Source organism: Nocardia sp. NPDC056100 (genome assembly GCF_042266325.1).
In the GTDB taxonomy this organism is placed as follows: Bacteria; Actinomycetota; Actinomycetes; order Mycobacteriales; family Mycobacteriaceae; genus Nocardia.
The window spans coordinates 1830228-1846428 of sequence record NZ_JBHJVY010000002.1 but is presented as its reverse complement, the minus strand read 5'-3'; the positions used below and the strand labels follow the sequence as shown (position 1 = coordinate 1846428).

The window sequence follows — 16201 nt, the reverse complement described above, 5'->3', positions numbered from 1 at the left end:
GAGGGCTATCGCATGTCGTTCACTCGAAATCCTGATATAGCCCGGCGTCTTGGTGCGGCGCGGGCGCAGGGTGCTCGGCGGTAGGAATCGAGGTCAGTCATGGTCGCGTCCGGCGTTCTCATCGATACGGGGTATTCGATCGAATCCCGCTGGCGCACAATCAGATACCGAACGCTCGCGGCGTGCTTGGCGTTGCTGCTGTGTGTGCTCAGCGCGGCGATCGGTCATGCCGAGCCCTCGGAACCGGTGCGCGCGCCCGATGGTTCGCGATTGGACCGCATCCAACCGGTGCACGACCGCGTCAGCGATATGTTCGTGTACTCCGCCGCCATGAACACCGTCATCCGCAGCCGCGTGTTGCGCGCGGCCGACCCGAACGCTCCCGCGCCGACCCTGTACCTGCTCAACGGGGCCAACGGCGGTACCGAGGGCAGTTGGTACGACGAAACCGATGTGGCCGAGTTCTTCCATGGCAAACAGGTCAACGTTGTGATCCCGATCGGCGGTGGCGGAAGCTACTTCACCGACTGGGCATTCGATGACCCGATGCTCGGACGCCCCCGCTGGACGACCTTCCTCACCGCGGAGCTGCCACCGATCATCGACCTGGCATTGAATGGCAACGGCGCCAACGCGATTGCCGGTATCTCAATGGCCGGAACATCGGTCTTCCAACTCGCCCTGGCCGCACCCGGCCGATTCCGAGCCATCGGCTCTTACAGCGGCTGCGTGCGCACCAGCGATCCCATGGGCCAAGCCTTCGTCACCGCGGTGGTTGCCCGCCAGCGCGGCAACGCCCTCAACATGTGGGGCCCGCCCGACGATACGAGGTGGGCGGCCAACGACGCCTACCTGCACGCAGACCGCCTGCGCGGCACCGCGATCTATGTCTCCAGCGGCAGCGGCGTCCCCGGGGATCTGGACACCCCCGAGGGCACCCACGGCGACGTGTTGCACCTGACCTGGCAACTCCTGTTCGGCGCACCACTCGAGGCGATCATGAACATGTGCACCAGGGAACTGCGAGAACGATTCTCCCAGCTAGGAATTCCCGCCACCTTCGATATGCGCACCACCGGCACCCACTCCTGGGGCTACTGGCAGGAGGACCTGCACCGCTCCTGGCCGGTCTTCGACAAGGCTCTGACTGCGGTCGGGTGATCGAAACCGACGCGTGCAACCACATCTCCGCCGGATCTCGGGAATAGCGGGTTTCGCCGGGGCCATTGATGGAAAATCTCTTAGGGTAGCCACATCTGTGGTGGCTCGTCGAAAGAGGCACCATGCCAGACCGATTCGCAACGCAGCGACACCCGCGTCCGGAGCTGGACCGGTCCAGCCTTCGGATCGCCGAATTCGTCGATCAGCTCGCCCGCGCCGGAATCCGGCCCGCCGAGCATTCCCGGCCGAGCACACCCGATGGGGCGCAATCGGTCTCGGTGATCGGATGGGGACTGGAGGGCTGCCGTGGCCGTCGACAGGGCTGCGGTCCAGACTGCGTCACCGTGCTGACCACCAACGGGCACCTCGCCCTCACGAGTGAACAACCCGCACGCTCACGCTGGCGGCATATTCGGCCCCGGTACCTGGTCCTGCCTGAACACTCTGTCCTGCACGTGATGCTGGTGCGAGCGGGCGCACTGCTGCTGCCGCGCCCGATGACAGCCTGAGGTGTGGCCGGTCCACTCTGAGGTGGCCGATGATGACGTAGGCGGGAGGATTCACACCGCCCCCGGCCGATCGTCGACAATGCCGCCCTATGGCGCTGTGAGCGTTCGCTTCACGAAGGTTCGGCAGGCGTGCGCCGCCGCGGGCAAATCGAATGCGTCAGGGGCGATGAGGTATTGGGCCGCGATGCCGCGGACCATGCCGATGACCGCGACGGCCGCGGCGGCGGGGTCGATGTCCGGGGCGACGGTGCCATTGGTTCGGCCCGCGCGCAGCAGGGTTTCGGCGCCGTGGCGGAAGCGGGCGTCGTCGGCGGCGAAGATGGGGCCCAGGGCGGCTTCGGAGGGGATGGCTGCTCCCCACATGACGAAGAAGGCGCGGCTGGTGTCGGCATATCGGACAATGGCTTCGAGGTAGTCCTGGACCAGGTCGGCGAGGATTTCGACCATATCGGCATCGGACTGCTCGACGGTGGTGAAGTCGATGTCGGCGACGAAACGCGATTGGATCCGTTCGGCGAGGGCGTCGACGAGGGCGGCCTTGGTACCGAAGTGGTGGTTGGCCAGGCCGCGGCTATAACCCGCGAGTTGGCCGACATCGGCCAGGGAGGTTTGGTCGACTCCGCGTTGGGAAAAAAGGGTTTCGGCGGCGTCGAGCAGGGCCTGCCCGGCTTGGGCGGTGCGTTCCTGCTGGGTGCGGCGTGCCGGTGTGGCGGTGGGTTCGCCGGAGATCTCCTCTGGCGAACGTCGTGAGCGACCCGGCATGCAGCACCCCTTCTCTTGTTGAACGTTCGGCAAGAATAGATGACCTGCGGGCGCACGCTTCGCGATACCCCGTGCGAGCCCGCAGGTCTCGATCACGCCAGGCGGGTGCCGCCGTTCACGGGTACGACCTGTCCGGTCACATAGTTCGACAGCGGTGAGCAGAGCCAGAAAATGGCATCGGCGGCTTCGGAGATCGTTCCGGTGCGACCCAGTGACACGAACGGCATGGGTTTGGCGGCGTAGATCTCCGCCTCGGTGGGCGGGGAATCCGGGTCGACGGTGATGCCCATCCGCTGCGCCTGTTTGGCGGGCATGCCTACCTGGATGGTGCGCCCGCCGGTGTGGATCACCTCGCGCTCGGATTGCGGTAGCCCGAAACGGGTTTGGATGACACCGAACGCCACGGCATTCACATTCACCCGCATCGCGCCCCACTCCTGCGCGAGAGTGCGCACCAGGCCGAGCATTCCGGCCTTGGCGGCGGCGTAGTTGGCCGCACCGTCCAAGCCGATCAGACCGGCCATGGAGGAGACCATCACCGTCTTGCGATGCCGCACAACGCCATTGGCACTATCGGCTTGCGCGGCCGCGCGGAACACCGGCGCGCAGGCTCGCGCCAGTCGGAACGGGACGACCAGGTGGATGTCGAGCATCGCCTGGAACTGCTCATCGGTCATGGCGTGCACGCGGCTGTCCCAGGCGTAGCCCGCGTTGTTGACCACGATGTCGAGGTCGCCGTAGTAGTGCAGGGCATGGTCGACCAGGTCGTCGCAGGCGCCCGGGGACACCAGATCCGCGACGAACGCGGTGGCGCGATCGGAGCCGTACCGCTCGTTGATCGCGGCGACCGTGGCATCGGCCTTGGATTTGTCCACATCGGCGATGACGACCTTGGCCCCGTTGGCGGCCAGCTGTATCGCGGTGGCCCCGCCGATGCCGCGCGATCCGCCGGTGACGATGGCGACCTGCCCATCGAGCAGGCTGCTGGTGAGAGTGGGTTCCACGAACATGTCAGCGTCCTTTCCATACCGGCGGACGCTTCTGCGCGAAGGCGAGCAACCCCTCGCGCAGGTCCTCGGAATCATGCAGGGTGGCAACGTATTTCAACTGTTGATCCCAGGCTTGCGCATCGGTCCAGTCCTGTGAGCGCACGGCGATCTGCTTGCTCGCACGCACCGCGAGCGGACCGGCGGCGCAGATCTCGCGTGCGAGCTCCAGTGCGCCCGCCAGTGCCCGGCCGGGCTCGGTGATCCGGTTGATCAGTCCCAGCTCGGCGAATCGCGTTGCGGGCCAGAGCTTTCCGGTGAGAATCAGTTCCATGGCGAGGTGATAGGGGATGCGTCGGGGGAGCCGGAAGCAGCCCCCGCCCAGGGCTACCAGCGATCGGGCGGCCTCGGGCAAGCCCATGGTGGCGGTGCGGGAGGAGACGATCAGATCGCATGCCAGGCAGAGTTCGAGCCCACCGGCGAGCGCGTGACCTTCCACCGCGGCGATGATGGGTTTGGCCGGCGGCTGCGCCATGATTCCGAACGGGCCGCGTCGTTCGGTCACGCCCATATCGCCCTCCGCGGCGGCGATGAGATCCTGCCCCGCGGAAAAGACGATGTCCGAACCGGTCAGGACCGCACAGCGCAGCGAGTCATCGGCGTCGTACTCGTCGATAACCGTTTCGAGGGCGTGGGCGGTGGCTCCGTCGAAAGCATTGCGGCGGTGCGGCCGATCGATGGTGATGACCAGAATGTGTTGGTCGACGACTTCGGTCACGATGAGCTCCGAGGTCACTGACCCGCTGGTCGGGGTATCAGACATTGCGGTGGCGTCCTTCCCAATATGGTTGCCGCAGTTCATTTTTGAGCACTTTTCCGACCGGATTGCGCGGCAGATCATCGACCATGACGAACTCGCGGGGCCGTTTGTAGCGCGCGAGCTGACCTGCCAGGTGTTCGAGGAGTTCGTCCTCGGTCGGCTTCGTCCCGGGCGTGGTGATGATGTAGGCCAGGGGTTTCTCTCCGAAGTCGTCGTCGGGAATGCCGATGACCGCGGCCTCCACGATCTCCGGATGCGAGGCGAGGGCCTTCTCGATTTCGGCCGGATAGATATTGACCCCGCCCGCCACGATCATGTCCTTGATCCGGTCGGTGACGTACACGAAGCCGTCCTCGTCGAGGTAGCCCACATCGCCGGTGCGATAGAAGCCGTCCTTGATCACGTCCTGCCCGAGATCGGGTCCACCGAGGTAGTGGCGCAACACGATTGGAGTGCTGACGGCGATCTCGCCGACCTGCCCGGTGGGCAGCCGTGCCCAGTTCCGGTCCACAATCGCGATCTCGACCCCGTCGTAGGGTCGACCGCTCGTACCGGGTTTGCTCAGCTGGAATTCCGGTGGCGTGTAGCTGATCATTCCGGGCTCACTGGCCCCGTAGCTCTCCCACAGCACTTCGTCGCCGAACCGCTCGACGACCCACCGTTTGAGCGATTGTGGAACGGGCGCCGCGCCCACGCCGATTTGGCGCAGGCAGGTCAGGTCGTATTGTGCGAACACCCGCTCGGGCAGCTTCTGAACCCGCTGGAGCATGGTGGGAACACCGACCCACGACTCGATTCGATGCTCGTGGATCAGGCGCAGGGCCTGTTCGGCGTCGAAGGGGTCCAGGCTCACGATCGTGCCGCCGTGGGCGGCGGTGCGCGCCGAAATCTGCGGTCCCGCACCATGATGCACGGGCATGGTCAGCAAGGCGATGACACCATCGTGCTGCGGCGGGGTTCCGGCCACCGAGAGCGCGTATCGGAAGAGGCGCTCCGGATCGGGCGATTCGGCGGGATTCGTCGGCGGCACCCCGCGCGGTCGTCCGGTGGTGCCCGAGGTGTACATCACCAGCAGTGGCTGGCCCGGACCGAAACGCGCTGGGGCATTATCGGTTTCGAGCAGATCCTCATATCGCACCCCGGCGGCCTCGGAGGTCTGTGCAACGGTGATCAGCAGTCCGATATCGCTACCGGCCCACCCGGTGACGTCGATGTCGTTGCATGCCAATCCTTTCGCGTCACTGTCGCGCAGGATGTACAGCGTTTCCTCGGGGGTCAGTCGCCAATTGACCGCCACCTGGGCTACGCCGAGCTTTTGCAGAGCCCGCTGGATCACGAACCATTCGGGTGCCAGCCGGAACCGCATGCCGAGCCGGTCGCCGGGACAAAGCCCTTGGCGGGCAAGCCCTTCCGCGACGCGATCGGCGGCCTCGTTCCATTGTCGATAGGTCAGGACGGTGGAGCCGCTGATCACCGCGGGCTGATCCGGTCGGTGCGCGGCCCAGTATTCGGGAGTGCCATGGTCGGGTTGGGTCATCGTTGTCCCCTGTGTGATGGATATGCCGCGCGCATCAATCGCGCGAGAGAATGTGCACCGCGCAAACCGCGCCCAGACCCACCATGTGGGCCAGACCGATACGGGCATCGCGATGTTGGCGCAGACCGGCTTCGCCGCGGAGTTGGGTGGTCAACTCCGCGATCTGACCGATGCCGGTCGGTCCGATCGGGTGGCCCATGGACAGCAGCCCGCCCGAGCTGTTGACCGCTACGCGGCCGCCGATATCGAACTCACCCGCCGCCAAAGCGGGCCCGGCGTGCCCCCGCGGGCAGATACCCATCGCCTCCAGGTACACCAATTCCTCGATGGTGAAGGCGTCGTGCAGTTCGACCAGATCCACGTTCTCGACCGCCACACCGGCGGTGGACAGTGCTTCGGCAGTGGTCTCGGCGGTCAGTGCGGCATCGAAATTAGCTGTGCCATAGTAGGTTTCGGACCTCAGTGTCGATGCTCTGATTCGGACGGCGCGATCGCGATCCAGGCCGAGTTCATCGATCGCGCGATCGGAGACTATGAGCGCGGCCGCCGCGCCTTCCCCGACCGGGCAGCACTGCAACCGAGTCAGCACACCGCTGAGCGCGGGCGGTGTCAGGACTTCCTCGAGCGTGCGGGCTCGTGGTCGCTGGGCATTCGGATTGTGAACGGCGTTGCGGCTGTTCTTGACCGCCACCCGTGCCAGGTGTTCCGGCGTTGCACCGGTCTCGTGCATATAGCGCGAGGCCAGCAGGGCGAAATGCGTGACCGGCAGAATCCGGCTGCCCACCAGATCGTCGACGCCCGCCACGCGCGCCGGAGACGAGAAACTCAACGGTTTGTCCACCCCGACCGCGATCGCGACATCGTGCACGCCGTAGGCGATATCGAGATACGCCTGCCGGAACGCACTGGATCCGGACGCGGAGGCATTCTCGATCTGAACCATCGGGATCCCGGTCGCGCCCAGATGCCGATACATCAAGCGCGACAACGCCATCGAGGTGGTAGCCGTTCCGGTGTATGCGGTCTGCACCCGATTCCACTCGATGCCCGCATCTGCCAGCGCCGCGCGAATCGCGGTGACCCCCAATTCGGTATAGGGCGTGCCACCGAGCTTCTGGTAGGGATGCAGGCCCACCCCTACCACCCAGGCTGGGCGCAGTGCGTCGTCGGTGCTCACCTCGAATCTCCAAATGCGGACGCGGACTTGATGAATGCCGGTTCCACCAGATCCGCTCCGGCATCGTTCCGCTTGACGACGTGCCACCTCGCCCGCGCCTGGTCGCCGATATGCAGCGGTGGTGACGCGGGATGCACAACCGCCCGGATCAGCGGTCCGGCGGCCAGCACGACCTCCGCGACCGAAAAGGGCTTCGTGCCCTGTGTGTTCACGTTCACCTCGGCGACGGCGAAGACGACCCCGGCGGTGGGCAACGCCCTGGGTACGAGCGATTCCGCAGGCGCGCCGCAGTTTTCGCAACCGATCCCGATCGGCGGGAAGTACACGCGACCGCAGCGAGCGCACTGCCCGCAATTGAGCACGGGATCATCCGGTGCGGGGTCATAGAGCCGGGGATGGATAGCGGTGCGCATCGCAACCTCCAAGTTACTTGTTAAGCGTTCAGCAAATAGAAGCTAGCACCGGGTCCGTGAAATGAACAGATGCCCCGACCTCGGTTGACGCGATCCAGGGTGGCTCGTAAGGTCTGATAACTAACGTTCGTTAGTTAGGGAGCGGGCCGGATTCGAGCCGACCCGCACGTCACGGCAGCGGAGAGTTCATGAGAATGCGGAATGCCCCGGTCGCGCCGTCAGCGACCGTGCGAGGCGACCGATGACGCGCGCGTTCTTCCGGCGATTGGGGCCGCATCGGTTCGAGCCGACCCCGCATACCGGTGGGGCCTGGTCGGCCACCGAACAGCATGTAAGCCCGCTCGCCGGGCTGCTGGTGCACGAGATCGAGGCCGAACGGTCCAGGCGGGATCGGCCCACGCTGCTGGCCAGTCGGATCAGCGTCGATATCCTCGGCCCGATCGCGTTCTCGCCCTTCGAGATTCGGGTCGACATCCTCCGGCCGGGCCGCACGATCGAATTGGTGCAGGCCACCGCCATGATCGACGGCCGCGATACGGTGACCGCACGCGCCTGGTTCGCCTGTGTCGAGGACACCGATGCGGCCGCCGGTGGTGAACCCGAACGCCTCCCGGCACCGGACGCGCTGGCCGAATGGCCGCTGTCCCAGGTGTGGGAGGGCGGATACATCGCATCGATCGATATGCGTCCGATCGGAATTCCGCAACCGGGCCGCACGACCGCGTGGGTGTCCACGGACGTCGAGTTGCTCGCGGGCGAACCGGTGTCGGAGCTGGCGGCCTACATCGGACTGGTCGATACGGCCAACGGCATCGCCGTACGGCAGGAACCCGCGAAATGGCTGTTCCCGAACCTGGATCTGACGATTCACCTCTACCGGCAGCCGGTCGGGGAATGGGTCGGGCTCGACACCACCGTCGTGTTCGGACGCGACGGCCAAGGCGTGACCAGCTCGGTTCTGCACGATCTCGATGGACCGGTGGGCATCGCCCAGCAGACCCTGACCGTGCGCCCCCGTGAGGTCGGTCAGCTCACCACGGAAGCGCCGACCAGCGCGAGCGCGTAGTCCGAATACTGTTCCGCCACAGCGTCGGCGGTGACCTCACCGTCGTCGTTGAACCAGCGCGCGATGGACACGCACATCTCCAGGATCGCGAAGGACGCGAGCTTGGGGGAGGCAACGGTGAACACCCCGGCGCTCTTACCGTCGGCGATCACCTGCCGGAAAGCATGCTCGTGATCGCGCCGCATCTGTTGTGCCACAGTGAGATCGGGCTCCTCCAGATGCACGGTCTCGTGGTTCACCACCAACGCCTCCCGCCGATGGGTCGCATGGTGCGCGGCATACACCCGCGTCGCGGCTCGCACTCGCTCGACCGGATCCCGTTCCGCGGCAAGCACTTCCTCGAAATCGGCGACCACCTGCTCGATGGTGTGCAGCACGATGTCGACAAGCAGCGACTGCTTGGAATCGATATGCGCGTACAAACTCGGGGTCCGCAGTCCCAGTGCGCCGGCCACATCCTTGAGCGATGTCCCGTGATAGCCGCGCTCGGCGAACAACGTCAACGCGGCATCGCGCACATCGTCTTTGGTCACCGCGGGCACCGCCGCCGACCGCCTGTCGACATGCGGCGGCATCACAGACCTTCGCACTCGATCACCTGGCACAGCACCCACCATAATTGGTGCTGAGCGGGCTTCGGTCAGGTCTGTCCATCGGTCCCGTGTCGGCCGCTGATTACTATCGAGCAGGCCATTCGGACACACTTTGCATGCCCCATAGCGATTCCGTGCGGGCGATACCCCCGATCGATCAGGCTTAGGAGAGATATGCGGTTCAGGAGTGCGGTGATGACGGTTCTCTTTCTCGGGATCCCGGTGATCCTGGCTCCGGTCAGCGTCGCCGCACCTCCCGAACCTGGTTCGCTGGATGCTCTCGTGACGGCCATCGCCGATCGCATCGAACTGGCAGATGCCGTCGCCGCGGCGAAATGGGAGACGGCCAGGGCGACGCGTCAGGAACCGGTCATCGACGATCCTGACCGCGAAGCGGTGGTCTACAGCGGGATGGCTGCGCTGGGTGCGAAGTCCGGGTTGTCCGAGCGGTGGGTTGATCAGGTGTTCGCCGGGCAGATCGATGCCAGCAAGATTGTGCAGCGCGGGCTCATTCTGCGGTGGAATCTCGATCAGGGGTCGGCGCCGACCGTCGCGGTCGACCTGACCGCGGTCCGGCCCGAGATCGACCGGACGAATGTCGAGATCATCGATCAGATGGCCGATCGCCGTCCCGCGTTGACCGGGCCGGGCTGTGGTGCGCTCGTAATCCGCAGTGTCATGGCGACGTTGGCTGTTCGACCAATGGATCCACTGCATCAGGCGGCTCTATTTCGTGCCACGCTGCCGCTGTGTCCGGTGGGGTGAAGCTCTGACGTTTTGGACGTTGATCCTGACCATCAGTGCCACGGGTTGAATCGGTCGCATGCGCTGACATCGATCGAAAGGTGTTGGCGGACAGGGTCATGAGTTTGCCGGAGACCATGGTCAGGATGCCGGGGATCTGAGCGGTGGTCGTGTGGCCGCGGAACCCGGCGACGATCGATCCGTCTGCGCGGGACACCAGGCAGCAGCACCAGCGGTATTCGCTATCGGAGCTGTTCGCGCCGGTTTCGAGGTCGCGCGCAACGCGGGTGGTGAGCTCGGTCAGCGCGGCCGCGATCTGATCGAGGGTGCCGGTATTGGTGGCCTGCCACCACGCCTGTTCGATTGATCCCGCACGTGGGATCTCGACGTCGCACCTCAGTTCTTCGCCCACTGCCACGGGGTCGGCCATAGTGGCACAGAATGTCAGAGGTCGAATCTGAAATTCGGACGAAACGCGAGCAACCTCGCAATTCGGAATCCCGCTGTGTCTGGGGCGTGTTCAATGCGTGATCGGTGGGTCCGAATCGGCGGTGGTGTGTGGCTGCGCGGTAGCGGGCGACGAATCCTAATTTGAATCACGATCATTTCAAAACCACGTTCCGGGAGGGCTCGGCCGTGATCTAATCTCGCCAACTCGGGTGCATTGAGGCACCTGACGTGCGTGGGAGTACATGATGGTGGATAAGAGAATGAAGCAGGTGGGCGGGTCGCTCGCGGCGTTCGCGGTGGCAGCCGGGTTCGCGGTCGCGTTGATGCCCGGTACGGCCTCGGCGGCGCCGGGGACGATCACCTGGAGTGACGGCAACAGCAAGTTCACCCGCACGGTGTCCAACACCAACCCGGTCCCGGGCGACACCGTCACCGTCACAACCAAATTCGAGCGTACCGGGATTCCGGTGGAGTACATCTACAACATCAAGGACCTGCACCCCGCCTGCCTGACCCCCGTCGCGGGCTCGGCGAAGATGGGCGGAGACCAAGTCTCCCTGGACACCTCGTCCCCGGACTGGGTGCGTGCGGAATTCGGCATCACCAAGTACCCGGTGTACCCGAACATCAACCCGAAATCGCAGACCTTCGAGGTGCAGTACACCGTCGGTGCCAACTGCGCCCGCGCCACCCCGCTGTCGACCTCGATGAACTACGGCGGCTCCCTCGGTAGCGGCACCTACGCCGACAAGGGACCGAGCATCACCGTTGCCGCCGATGCCGTCTCGACCACCACGATCACCGATGTCAGTGGCGCGAAGACCGGTAAGCCCGTGACCCTCGAGGCGAGCGTATCCCCGGCCGCGCCGGGCGGCACCATCCAGTTCAAGGTCGGCGACACCGTCGTCGCCGACGCTCCGGTCGGTGCGGACGGCAAGGCGGCAACCGTGTGGACCCCGAATGCGGCGGGCTCGTACACGATTGGCGCAACCTTCTCCGGTCGCACCAATGTCGCGGGTTCGACCACCACCAAGGTGATCACCGTCATCGATGAGCCGGTCCCGACCACGACACCGCCTCCGACCACCACCACGGCCCCGCCGACGACCACAACCACCCCGCCGACCACGACCACAACCCCGCCGACCACTCAGAAGCCGAGCACCGGCTCGTTCTGATTCCGCTCCCCCCTGCGGATTCGGGTCTCTCGTCTCGGCGATCACCTGCGAAGTGGTCGCCGAGACGGCCGGGGCGAACCGGAGAGGCAGACGAATCGCCCTGAACGCCAGTACCGTTGGGATCATTGGCCATGGCCGGTCATGTGCCCGAGGGAATAGGCGGCGTTGTTCAGGAGGGGGAGGTTGCCATGACCGACCGTCCCGGTAACTCGACCGATGGCCTATTCGCTGGGACGGCATGGCATTACGCGCGGTTCCGGCCGGGCTATCCGCAGATCTTTCTCGACGAGGTGATCCGGCGGGCGAATCTCGACGGTACCGGCCGCCTACTCGACCTGGGCTGCGGCACCGGCCAGCTGACCCTCGCGCTTGCGGCCCACGTCGCCGAAGCCGTCGGCGTGGACCCCGAACCCGAAATGCTCACCGAGGCTGCGCGACAGGCACACGCACGCGGGATCTCGAATGTCACCTGGGCACACGGCTCCTCAGCAGACCTCCCCGGCCAACTCGGCCGCTTCCGACTGGTCACCATGGGCCGCTCATTCCATTGGATGGATCGCGCGCGCGTCCTGACCGCCCTCGACGAGATGGTCGAGGACAACGGCATTCTGGTCATCGCCAGCGACGCCTTTCTGATTCGCCCGATCACCACCTGGCAGCGCACCATCGCCGATATCCAACGCCGCTTCCTTCCCAACGGCCAAGACGAGCGCCCCGTCCCGATGGCCAATCTGTTCGTTCGCCATGAACAGATACTGGCCAATTCGCCCTTCCCGCACGTGAATCGCCACGTCTACGACTTCCCGCGGCCATGGACCATAGAACAGGTCATCGGCTATCTGTACTCAACTTCCCTGCCGCTTCGCCACCTGCTCGGTGACCGTCAGACCGCGTTCGAAGACGCACTCACCACCGCCCTGCTCGATTTGGAGCCCACCGGGGAGTTCATCGAACCCGTCACTTTGGAACTCTTGACCGCCACCCGCACCGGCGATTAGGCGGAACATTGGTTGGCACGCATTGCCGAACCAATCGAGGTGCACCGATGGCCACCAACGCGAAACCATCTCGCCGACTGGCGCTCTACAAATACGTCAACCCCGTCATCCGTTTTCTGGTCCGGCGTGGAGTCGGCATCGGGGGCAGTGATATGGATCTGCTGCGCACCCTGCGGGTACCGGGTCGAAGTTCCGGGCGGATCTTCGAGATTCCCGTCCGAGTGGCGGTGATCGACGGCAACCGCTACATCATGACCATGGGTGGCGACACCCAATGGGCGCGAAACCTCCGCGCGAGCGGCACCGCCCAGCTCCTGTATCGAAACCGATCCGAGGACATCACCGCCCGCGAGCTCACCGGTGACGAGAAAACCCAATTCCTCACCGCCGTATGCCAGGATCCGCAATTCGCCGCCCGTGCCCGCAGCACACTCCAAAGCGCCCTCGGCACCCAGATCACCGACCTCGGCGAATCCGACATCCGCCACCTCGGCGACCTCTGGTATCCATTCCAACTCACACCGGCTGCCACCTGACCCGCGCTCATGGCCATGCGACTCGGTACCGTTCACCCGACGGGCGAACCAACACCCCGACTCCATTAGGATTTGCCTCTACTGCATCGGGTTCGACACGAAGGGCTGGTTGTTCATGGCACGCAAGGTGATCGTCGAAATGGTGGATGATTTCGACGGCGACTCCATCGCGGAGGAGACGGTGTTGTTCGCCGTTGAGGGCGTCGATTTCGAGATCGACCTGTCGGCGGCCAACGCTGCCAAGCTGCGCGAGGTCTTCGAGCAGTGGACTCCGTACGCGCGCAAGCTCGGCCGGGGCCGCGCGAAGAGCACCGCTGCGGCTGCTCCGAAGGCGCGCCCCGCGATCGATCGCGAGCAGAGCCGGGCGATCCGAGATTGGGCTCGCCAGAACGGTTTCGAGGTGTCCACGCGCGGTCGCGTCTCGACCGAGATCCTCGACGCGTACAACAAGGTCGAGAAGTAGTTCGACCACTGGTGATTCACGGAGGCAGCGCCATCACGCCGTCATCTTGCTCAGCTCTTGCGAGAGTGCGGCGGTGATGGTGGCCAGTGCTTGGGCCGCGATCGCGCTGTCCTTCAACGACACCTGGCCGTAGGCCCGATCCAGCGCAGGCGCGATGCCTGCGCGGATATCGGCCACCAGGGCTCGGCCGGCCGCGGTCGGCTTGGCATCATCCAGTAGGGCGCGTTCGTTCAAACGCGTTATGGCCGAGTCGATTTCGGCAGGGGTGCGCTTTGTCGCGGTGACGACGCGGGTGCGGAGTTCGGCGGTATCGACCGGGTCGATGGCAATGGCCTGATTGAGAGTGATCCACTGCTTCTCATCCAGCCCGGTGTTCGCAAGAGCGACCTCGAGGATCGCGGTGTGCACCTTCTCGGCCTGGCCGATGATCGATGGATTCAACGTGACTGACATGTGGTCAACGCTAGGAGAATCCAACCGCGGCCGACATCGGGCAAATGCCCTAGGGGATGCCTGTATTTCGAAGCGCCTCTGCGGCGGAGTTACATCGAATCGTTCGGCAGGGCCATCATTTTCATCGCCAGGACGAACGCGCCACACAACCCGATGGCGCCGGTCGCGGCGGTGGAGAAGGAGCCGGTGAGCGCGGTCAACCCGAGGAAGAAGACCGCGCAGGTGAGCATGGTGAGGGTAACCGAGGCCAGATCTGTCCTCGTAGTCGTTGTTCGATTACGCGGGGTGATGATCATGCCTTGGGGGTGCCCAAAAGTGCTGGATATCAAACCGTGATCGCGTGATCGATACGTTGTGAACGGGGGAGATGAAGCCGAGTCGGTGGCGTCCACCGACGGCACGCCACCGTAGGCACGCAACTCGGCTCCGGGTGGAAATCGCGGGTCAGTGCGGTGGAAGTGCGGCCTCGGCCGCGACCGCGGTGACGGCAACGAGGGTGAGGGCCGCGGTGGTGAGGTGGGTGCGCCGGTAGTGGGTGGTCAGTACGGCGACGAACTCACGAAGGAACGCGGCCGGGATGAAATATCCGGCGGTGCGGGCACCGACCACCTGAGCGTTGATACCGACGCGCCGGGTGAGCGCCGCGGTTCGGAGAACATGGAAACTGCTGGTGACGACCGTCATTCGGATCCGATCGGCGGGGATTCCACGAATATCGAGTTGCCGCAGGCAGTTCTGGATGTTCTCCGCGGTATTGCGTGAATAGCGTTCGCGGACAATGGCATGCGCGGGAATATCGCGCGCGACGAGATACCTGGCCATGGCATCGGCTTCGCAGGTGCCCTCATCTCCACCCTGCCCACCGCAGGTGACGATCACCGGTTGCGGGCACTCCGTCGCGGCGGCGTGATAGGCGGTGATACCCCTGTCGAGGCGCGCGGCGAGCAGGGGAGTGACCTCCCGGCCGTTGAGCCCGCACCCGAGGATCACGATCGCGTCGGCCTCCGATCGTGTGGGGAGAGTGCCGTAGAGCAGTGCGTGCCCGCCGAATGCGGCGAGGTGCAGCACAAGGTAACCGCCTGTGGCGCAAGCCAGCACGGCCAACTCGGTCATTGTCGTCGGAACCGGAACGGCGATCGCGATCGCGGTGATCAGTATCGCCATCACCACCAGTCCCGAACCGACAACCGCCGGAGAGAGCGTGGTCAGCGACCGCCCTTCGCGCCGCACCACGATGACCGCGTTGGCGATCAGCGCGATACCGATGCAGCTCAACGCGAATGCGGCCGCATATGCCGCCTGCGGCACCGTCACCGAAATCGCCGCGACGTCGACCAACAGCGCCACCGATCCGGCCACGAGTAGCAGTGCCCCGGCCAGCAGCACACCGCCCGTCGACAGTCGGCGCGGTTCACGCCGCATCCGAAAAACCCCGAGGGCCAACAAGATCAAGCCGATGGACAGCAACGCCGCGGTCATCATCAGTCCTCCCTGCTCGTCGCCAATACGGAACCACAGCATCGGTGCCGGTCACCGACACACAGTCCATTCCCGGTACCTCGATCACGTAAACCCACGTGCCGTCGGCGGGCAATAACCCGGCAAAGCTGTCAGCCCTGCTGGTTCACCAAATCCAGCAGAATGTCCCGATTGTGGGTTGCCAAATCCACCTGGAGTGCAAAGGAATCCGGTTGCTTGGCGTCGAGACGTCGGTACAGCTGGCGGGATTCGTTAGCCGCGCGCAGTGCGCCGGTCAGTTCCCCGGTGTGGGAGAGGTAGACACCGAGTTGATGCAGGGCTGCGGCCAATTGGGGTTCGTAGCGCGGTCGGCGGGGAGCGAGTCGGCGCAGGGTGTGGATGAGTTCCTCGGCGGGCGGGAGCGCTTGCGCGGGCTCGCCGGACTTGTCCAGAGCGCGGGCCAATTCGTCCAGAGCGCCCAGGAGTAAGGGGCCGAACCGATGCGGGGCGTGCGGGAATCGCGCTCGGCACAGGTCGAGTGACTGCCGTGCGTCCTCCACCGCCTCCTGCTCCCGGCTCGAGCACCGCAGCAGGTTCGCGCGCACGCTCAGGGCCGCGGCAAGCTGAACATCGGCATTCGTGCGCCGAATGATCGTCGTGCGGCGGCTGATTCGCAGCGCCTCCTCGACGTCGATCAGAGCGTCGTCATACCAGCCATCGGCGGCCAGTGCCGACGCCCGCAACCGCAGCACGCAGGCGAGCTCCAGACCGAGACCGGGCACAATCGCGGCCGAGGGCCGAAACATCATGACGAGTGCGTCCAGTATTTGAGGGTCCCGCACCGCCTGCTGGATCGTGTCAGCGACACGGTCGCCCATCTGGCCACCTCGATGATCG

20 protein-coding genes and 1 pseudogene are annotated in these 16201 nt (G+C 65.2%); 8 read left to right on the top strand and 13 right to left on the bottom strand.

What is annotated here, in order from left to right; all coding sequences use genetic code 11:
- Window positions 1-99: 99 nt before the first annotated feature.
- Entirely contained in the window at window positions 100-1161 is a 1062-nt protein-coding gene (locus ACFC0O_RS21020; RefSeq protein ID WP_375960245.1) for an alpha/beta hydrolase, read from the top strand.
- Window positions 1162-1283: 122 nt separating this feature from the next.
- Window positions 1284-1670, top strand: a complete 387-nt coding sequence (locus ACFC0O_RS21015) for a hypothetical protein (protein WP_375960243.1) — start codon at window positions 1284-1286, stop codon at window positions 1668-1670.
- Window positions 1671-1757: 87 nt separating this feature from the next.
- Here the strand turns inward: ACFC0O_RS21015 and ACFC0O_RS21010 are convergent, their stop codons facing one another.
- The 7 genes and pseudogenes from ACFC0O_RS21010 to ACFC0O_RS20980 all read right to left on the bottom strand — a co-directional run bounded on the left by ACFC0O_RS21010 (window position 1758) and on the right by ACFC0O_RS20980 (window position 7365).
- Entirely contained in the window at window positions 1758-2153 is a 396-nt protein-coding gene (locus ACFC0O_RS21010) for a TetR family transcriptional regulator C-terminal domain-containing protein (RefSeq protein WP_375960778.1), read from the bottom strand.
- Window positions 2154-2180: 27 nt separating this feature from the next.
- Window positions 2181-2432, bottom strand: a pseudogene (locus ACFC0O_RS21005) (helix-turn-helix domain-containing protein); the annotation flags it as partial.
- A 92-nt stretch (window positions 2433-2524) separates the two neighbouring features.
- Window positions 2525-3442, bottom strand: coding sequence for an SDR family NAD(P)-dependent oxidoreductase (locus ACFC0O_RS21000; RefSeq protein ID WP_375960241.1), 918 nt, complete (start codon window positions 3440-3442; stop codon window positions 2525-2527).
- Between the two features lies 1 nt (window position 3443).
- On the bottom strand, window positions 3444-4241 hold the full coding sequence (locus tag ACFC0O_RS20995; RefSeq protein WP_375960239.1) for a crotonase/enoyl-CoA hydratase family protein: 798 nt from the start codon (window positions 4239-4241) through the stop codon (window positions 3444-3446).
- Complete coding sequence (locus ACFC0O_RS20990; RefSeq protein ID WP_375960237.1) at window positions 4234-5775, bottom strand: class I adenylate-forming enzyme family protein; 1542 nt, start codon at window positions 5773-5775, stop codon at window positions 4234-4236. Before ACFC0O_RS20990 ends, ACFC0O_RS20995 begins: the two co-directional genes overlap by 8 nt.
- Before the next feature lie 34 nt (window positions 5776-5809).
- Window positions 5810-6952, bottom strand: coding sequence for a thiolase family protein (locus ACFC0O_RS20985; RefSeq protein WP_375960235.1), 1143 nt, complete (start codon window positions 6950-6952; stop codon window positions 5810-5812).
- The gene (locus ACFC0O_RS20980) at window positions 6949-7365 is read right to left on the bottom strand and encodes a Zn-ribbon domain-containing OB-fold protein (RefSeq protein ID WP_375960233.1); all 417 of its coding nucleotides are present in this window, start codon (window positions 7363-7365) and stop codon (window positions 6949-6951) included. Before ACFC0O_RS20980 ends, ACFC0O_RS20985 begins: the two co-directional genes overlap by 4 nt.
- Window positions 7366-7606: 241 nt before the next feature.
- On the opposite strand from ACFC0O_RS20980, the gene ACFC0O_RS20975 reads away from it, so the two are divergent.
- Window positions 7607-8431 (top strand): thioesterase family protein, encoded by an 825-nt coding sequence (locus ACFC0O_RS20975; RefSeq protein WP_375960231.1) that lies wholly within the window; start codon window positions 7607-7609, stop codon window positions 8429-8431.
- Here ACFC0O_RS20975 and ACFC0O_RS20970 read toward each other — a convergent pair.
- Window positions 8392-9021, bottom strand: coding sequence for a TetR/AcrR family transcriptional regulator (locus ACFC0O_RS20970; protein ID WP_375960229.1), 630 nt, complete (start codon window positions 9019-9021; stop codon window positions 8392-8394). The genes ACFC0O_RS20975 and ACFC0O_RS20970 overlap by 40 nt on opposite strands.
- 198 nt (window positions 9022-9219) lie before the next feature.
- Here ACFC0O_RS20970 and aroQ point away from each other — a divergent pair, with 198 nt between their 5' ends.
- Window positions 9220-9789, top strand: coding sequence for a gamma subclass chorismate mutase AroQ (gene aroQ, locus ACFC0O_RS20965; RefSeq protein ID WP_375960227.1), 570 nt, complete (start codon window positions 9220-9222; stop codon window positions 9787-9789).
- On the opposite strand, the gene ACFC0O_RS20960 is transcribed toward aroQ, so the two are convergent.
- Window positions 9701-10198, bottom strand: coding sequence for a hypothetical protein (locus ACFC0O_RS20960; RefSeq protein WP_375960225.1), 498 nt, complete (start codon window positions 10196-10198; stop codon window positions 9701-9703). The genes aroQ and ACFC0O_RS20960 overlap by 89 nt on opposite strands.
- 265 nt (window positions 10199-10463) lie before the next feature.
- Between ACFC0O_RS20960 and ACFC0O_RS20955 the strand changes: the two genes are divergently transcribed.
- The 4 genes from ACFC0O_RS20955 (at window position 10464) to ACFC0O_RS20940 (ending at window position 13393) form a co-directional block, all read left to right on the top strand.
- Window positions 10464-11396 carry an Ig-like domain-containing protein gene (locus ACFC0O_RS20955; RefSeq protein ID WP_375960223.1) on the top strand — a complete coding sequence of 311 codons (933 nt, stop codon included), beginning with the start codon at window positions 10464-10466 and terminating at the stop codon, window positions 11394-11396.
- Between the two features lie 188 nt (window positions 11397-11584).
- The gene (locus ACFC0O_RS20950; protein WP_375960221.1) at window positions 11585-12394 is read left to right on the top strand and encodes a class I SAM-dependent methyltransferase; all 810 of its coding nucleotides are present in this window, start codon (window positions 11585-11587) and stop codon (window positions 12392-12394) included.
- A 47-nt stretch (window positions 12395-12441) separates the two neighbouring features.
- Window positions 12442-12930, top strand: a complete 489-nt coding sequence (locus ACFC0O_RS20945) for a nitroreductase/quinone reductase family protein (RefSeq protein WP_375960219.1) — start codon at window positions 12442-12444, stop codon at window positions 12928-12930.
- 115 nt (window positions 12931-13045) lie between these two features.
- The gene (locus ACFC0O_RS20940) at window positions 13046-13393 is read left to right on the top strand and encodes an Lsr2 family protein (protein WP_375960217.1); all 348 of its coding nucleotides are present in this window, start codon (window positions 13046-13048) and stop codon (window positions 13391-13393) included.
- 33 nt (window positions 13394-13426) lie between these two features.
- Here ACFC0O_RS20940 and ACFC0O_RS20935 read toward each other — a convergent pair whose 3' ends face one another.
- From ACFC0O_RS20935 to ACFC0O_RS20920, 4 genes are all read right to left on the bottom strand, one after another.
- Entirely contained in the window at window positions 13427-13846 is a 420-nt protein-coding gene (locus tag ACFC0O_RS20935; RefSeq protein ID WP_375960215.1) for a hypothetical protein, read from the bottom strand.
- A gap of 89 nt (window positions 13847-13935) precedes the next feature.
- Window positions 13936-14142, bottom strand: coding sequence for a hypothetical protein (locus ACFC0O_RS20930; RefSeq protein ID WP_375960213.1), 207 nt, complete (start codon window positions 14140-14142; stop codon window positions 13936-13938).
- A gap of 148 nt (window positions 14143-14290) precedes the next feature.
- Window positions 14291-15325 carry a YdcF family protein gene (locus ACFC0O_RS20925; RefSeq protein ID WP_375960211.1) on the bottom strand — a complete coding sequence of 345 codons (1035 nt, stop codon included), beginning with the start codon at window positions 15323-15325 and terminating at the stop codon, window positions 14291-14293.
- A 131-nt stretch (window positions 15326-15456) separates the two neighbouring features.
- Window positions 15457-16182, bottom strand: coding sequence for a tetratricopeptide repeat protein (locus tag ACFC0O_RS20920; protein WP_375960209.1), 726 nt, complete (start codon window positions 16180-16182; stop codon window positions 15457-15459).
- Between the last annotated feature and the right edge of the window lie 19 nt (window positions 16183-16201).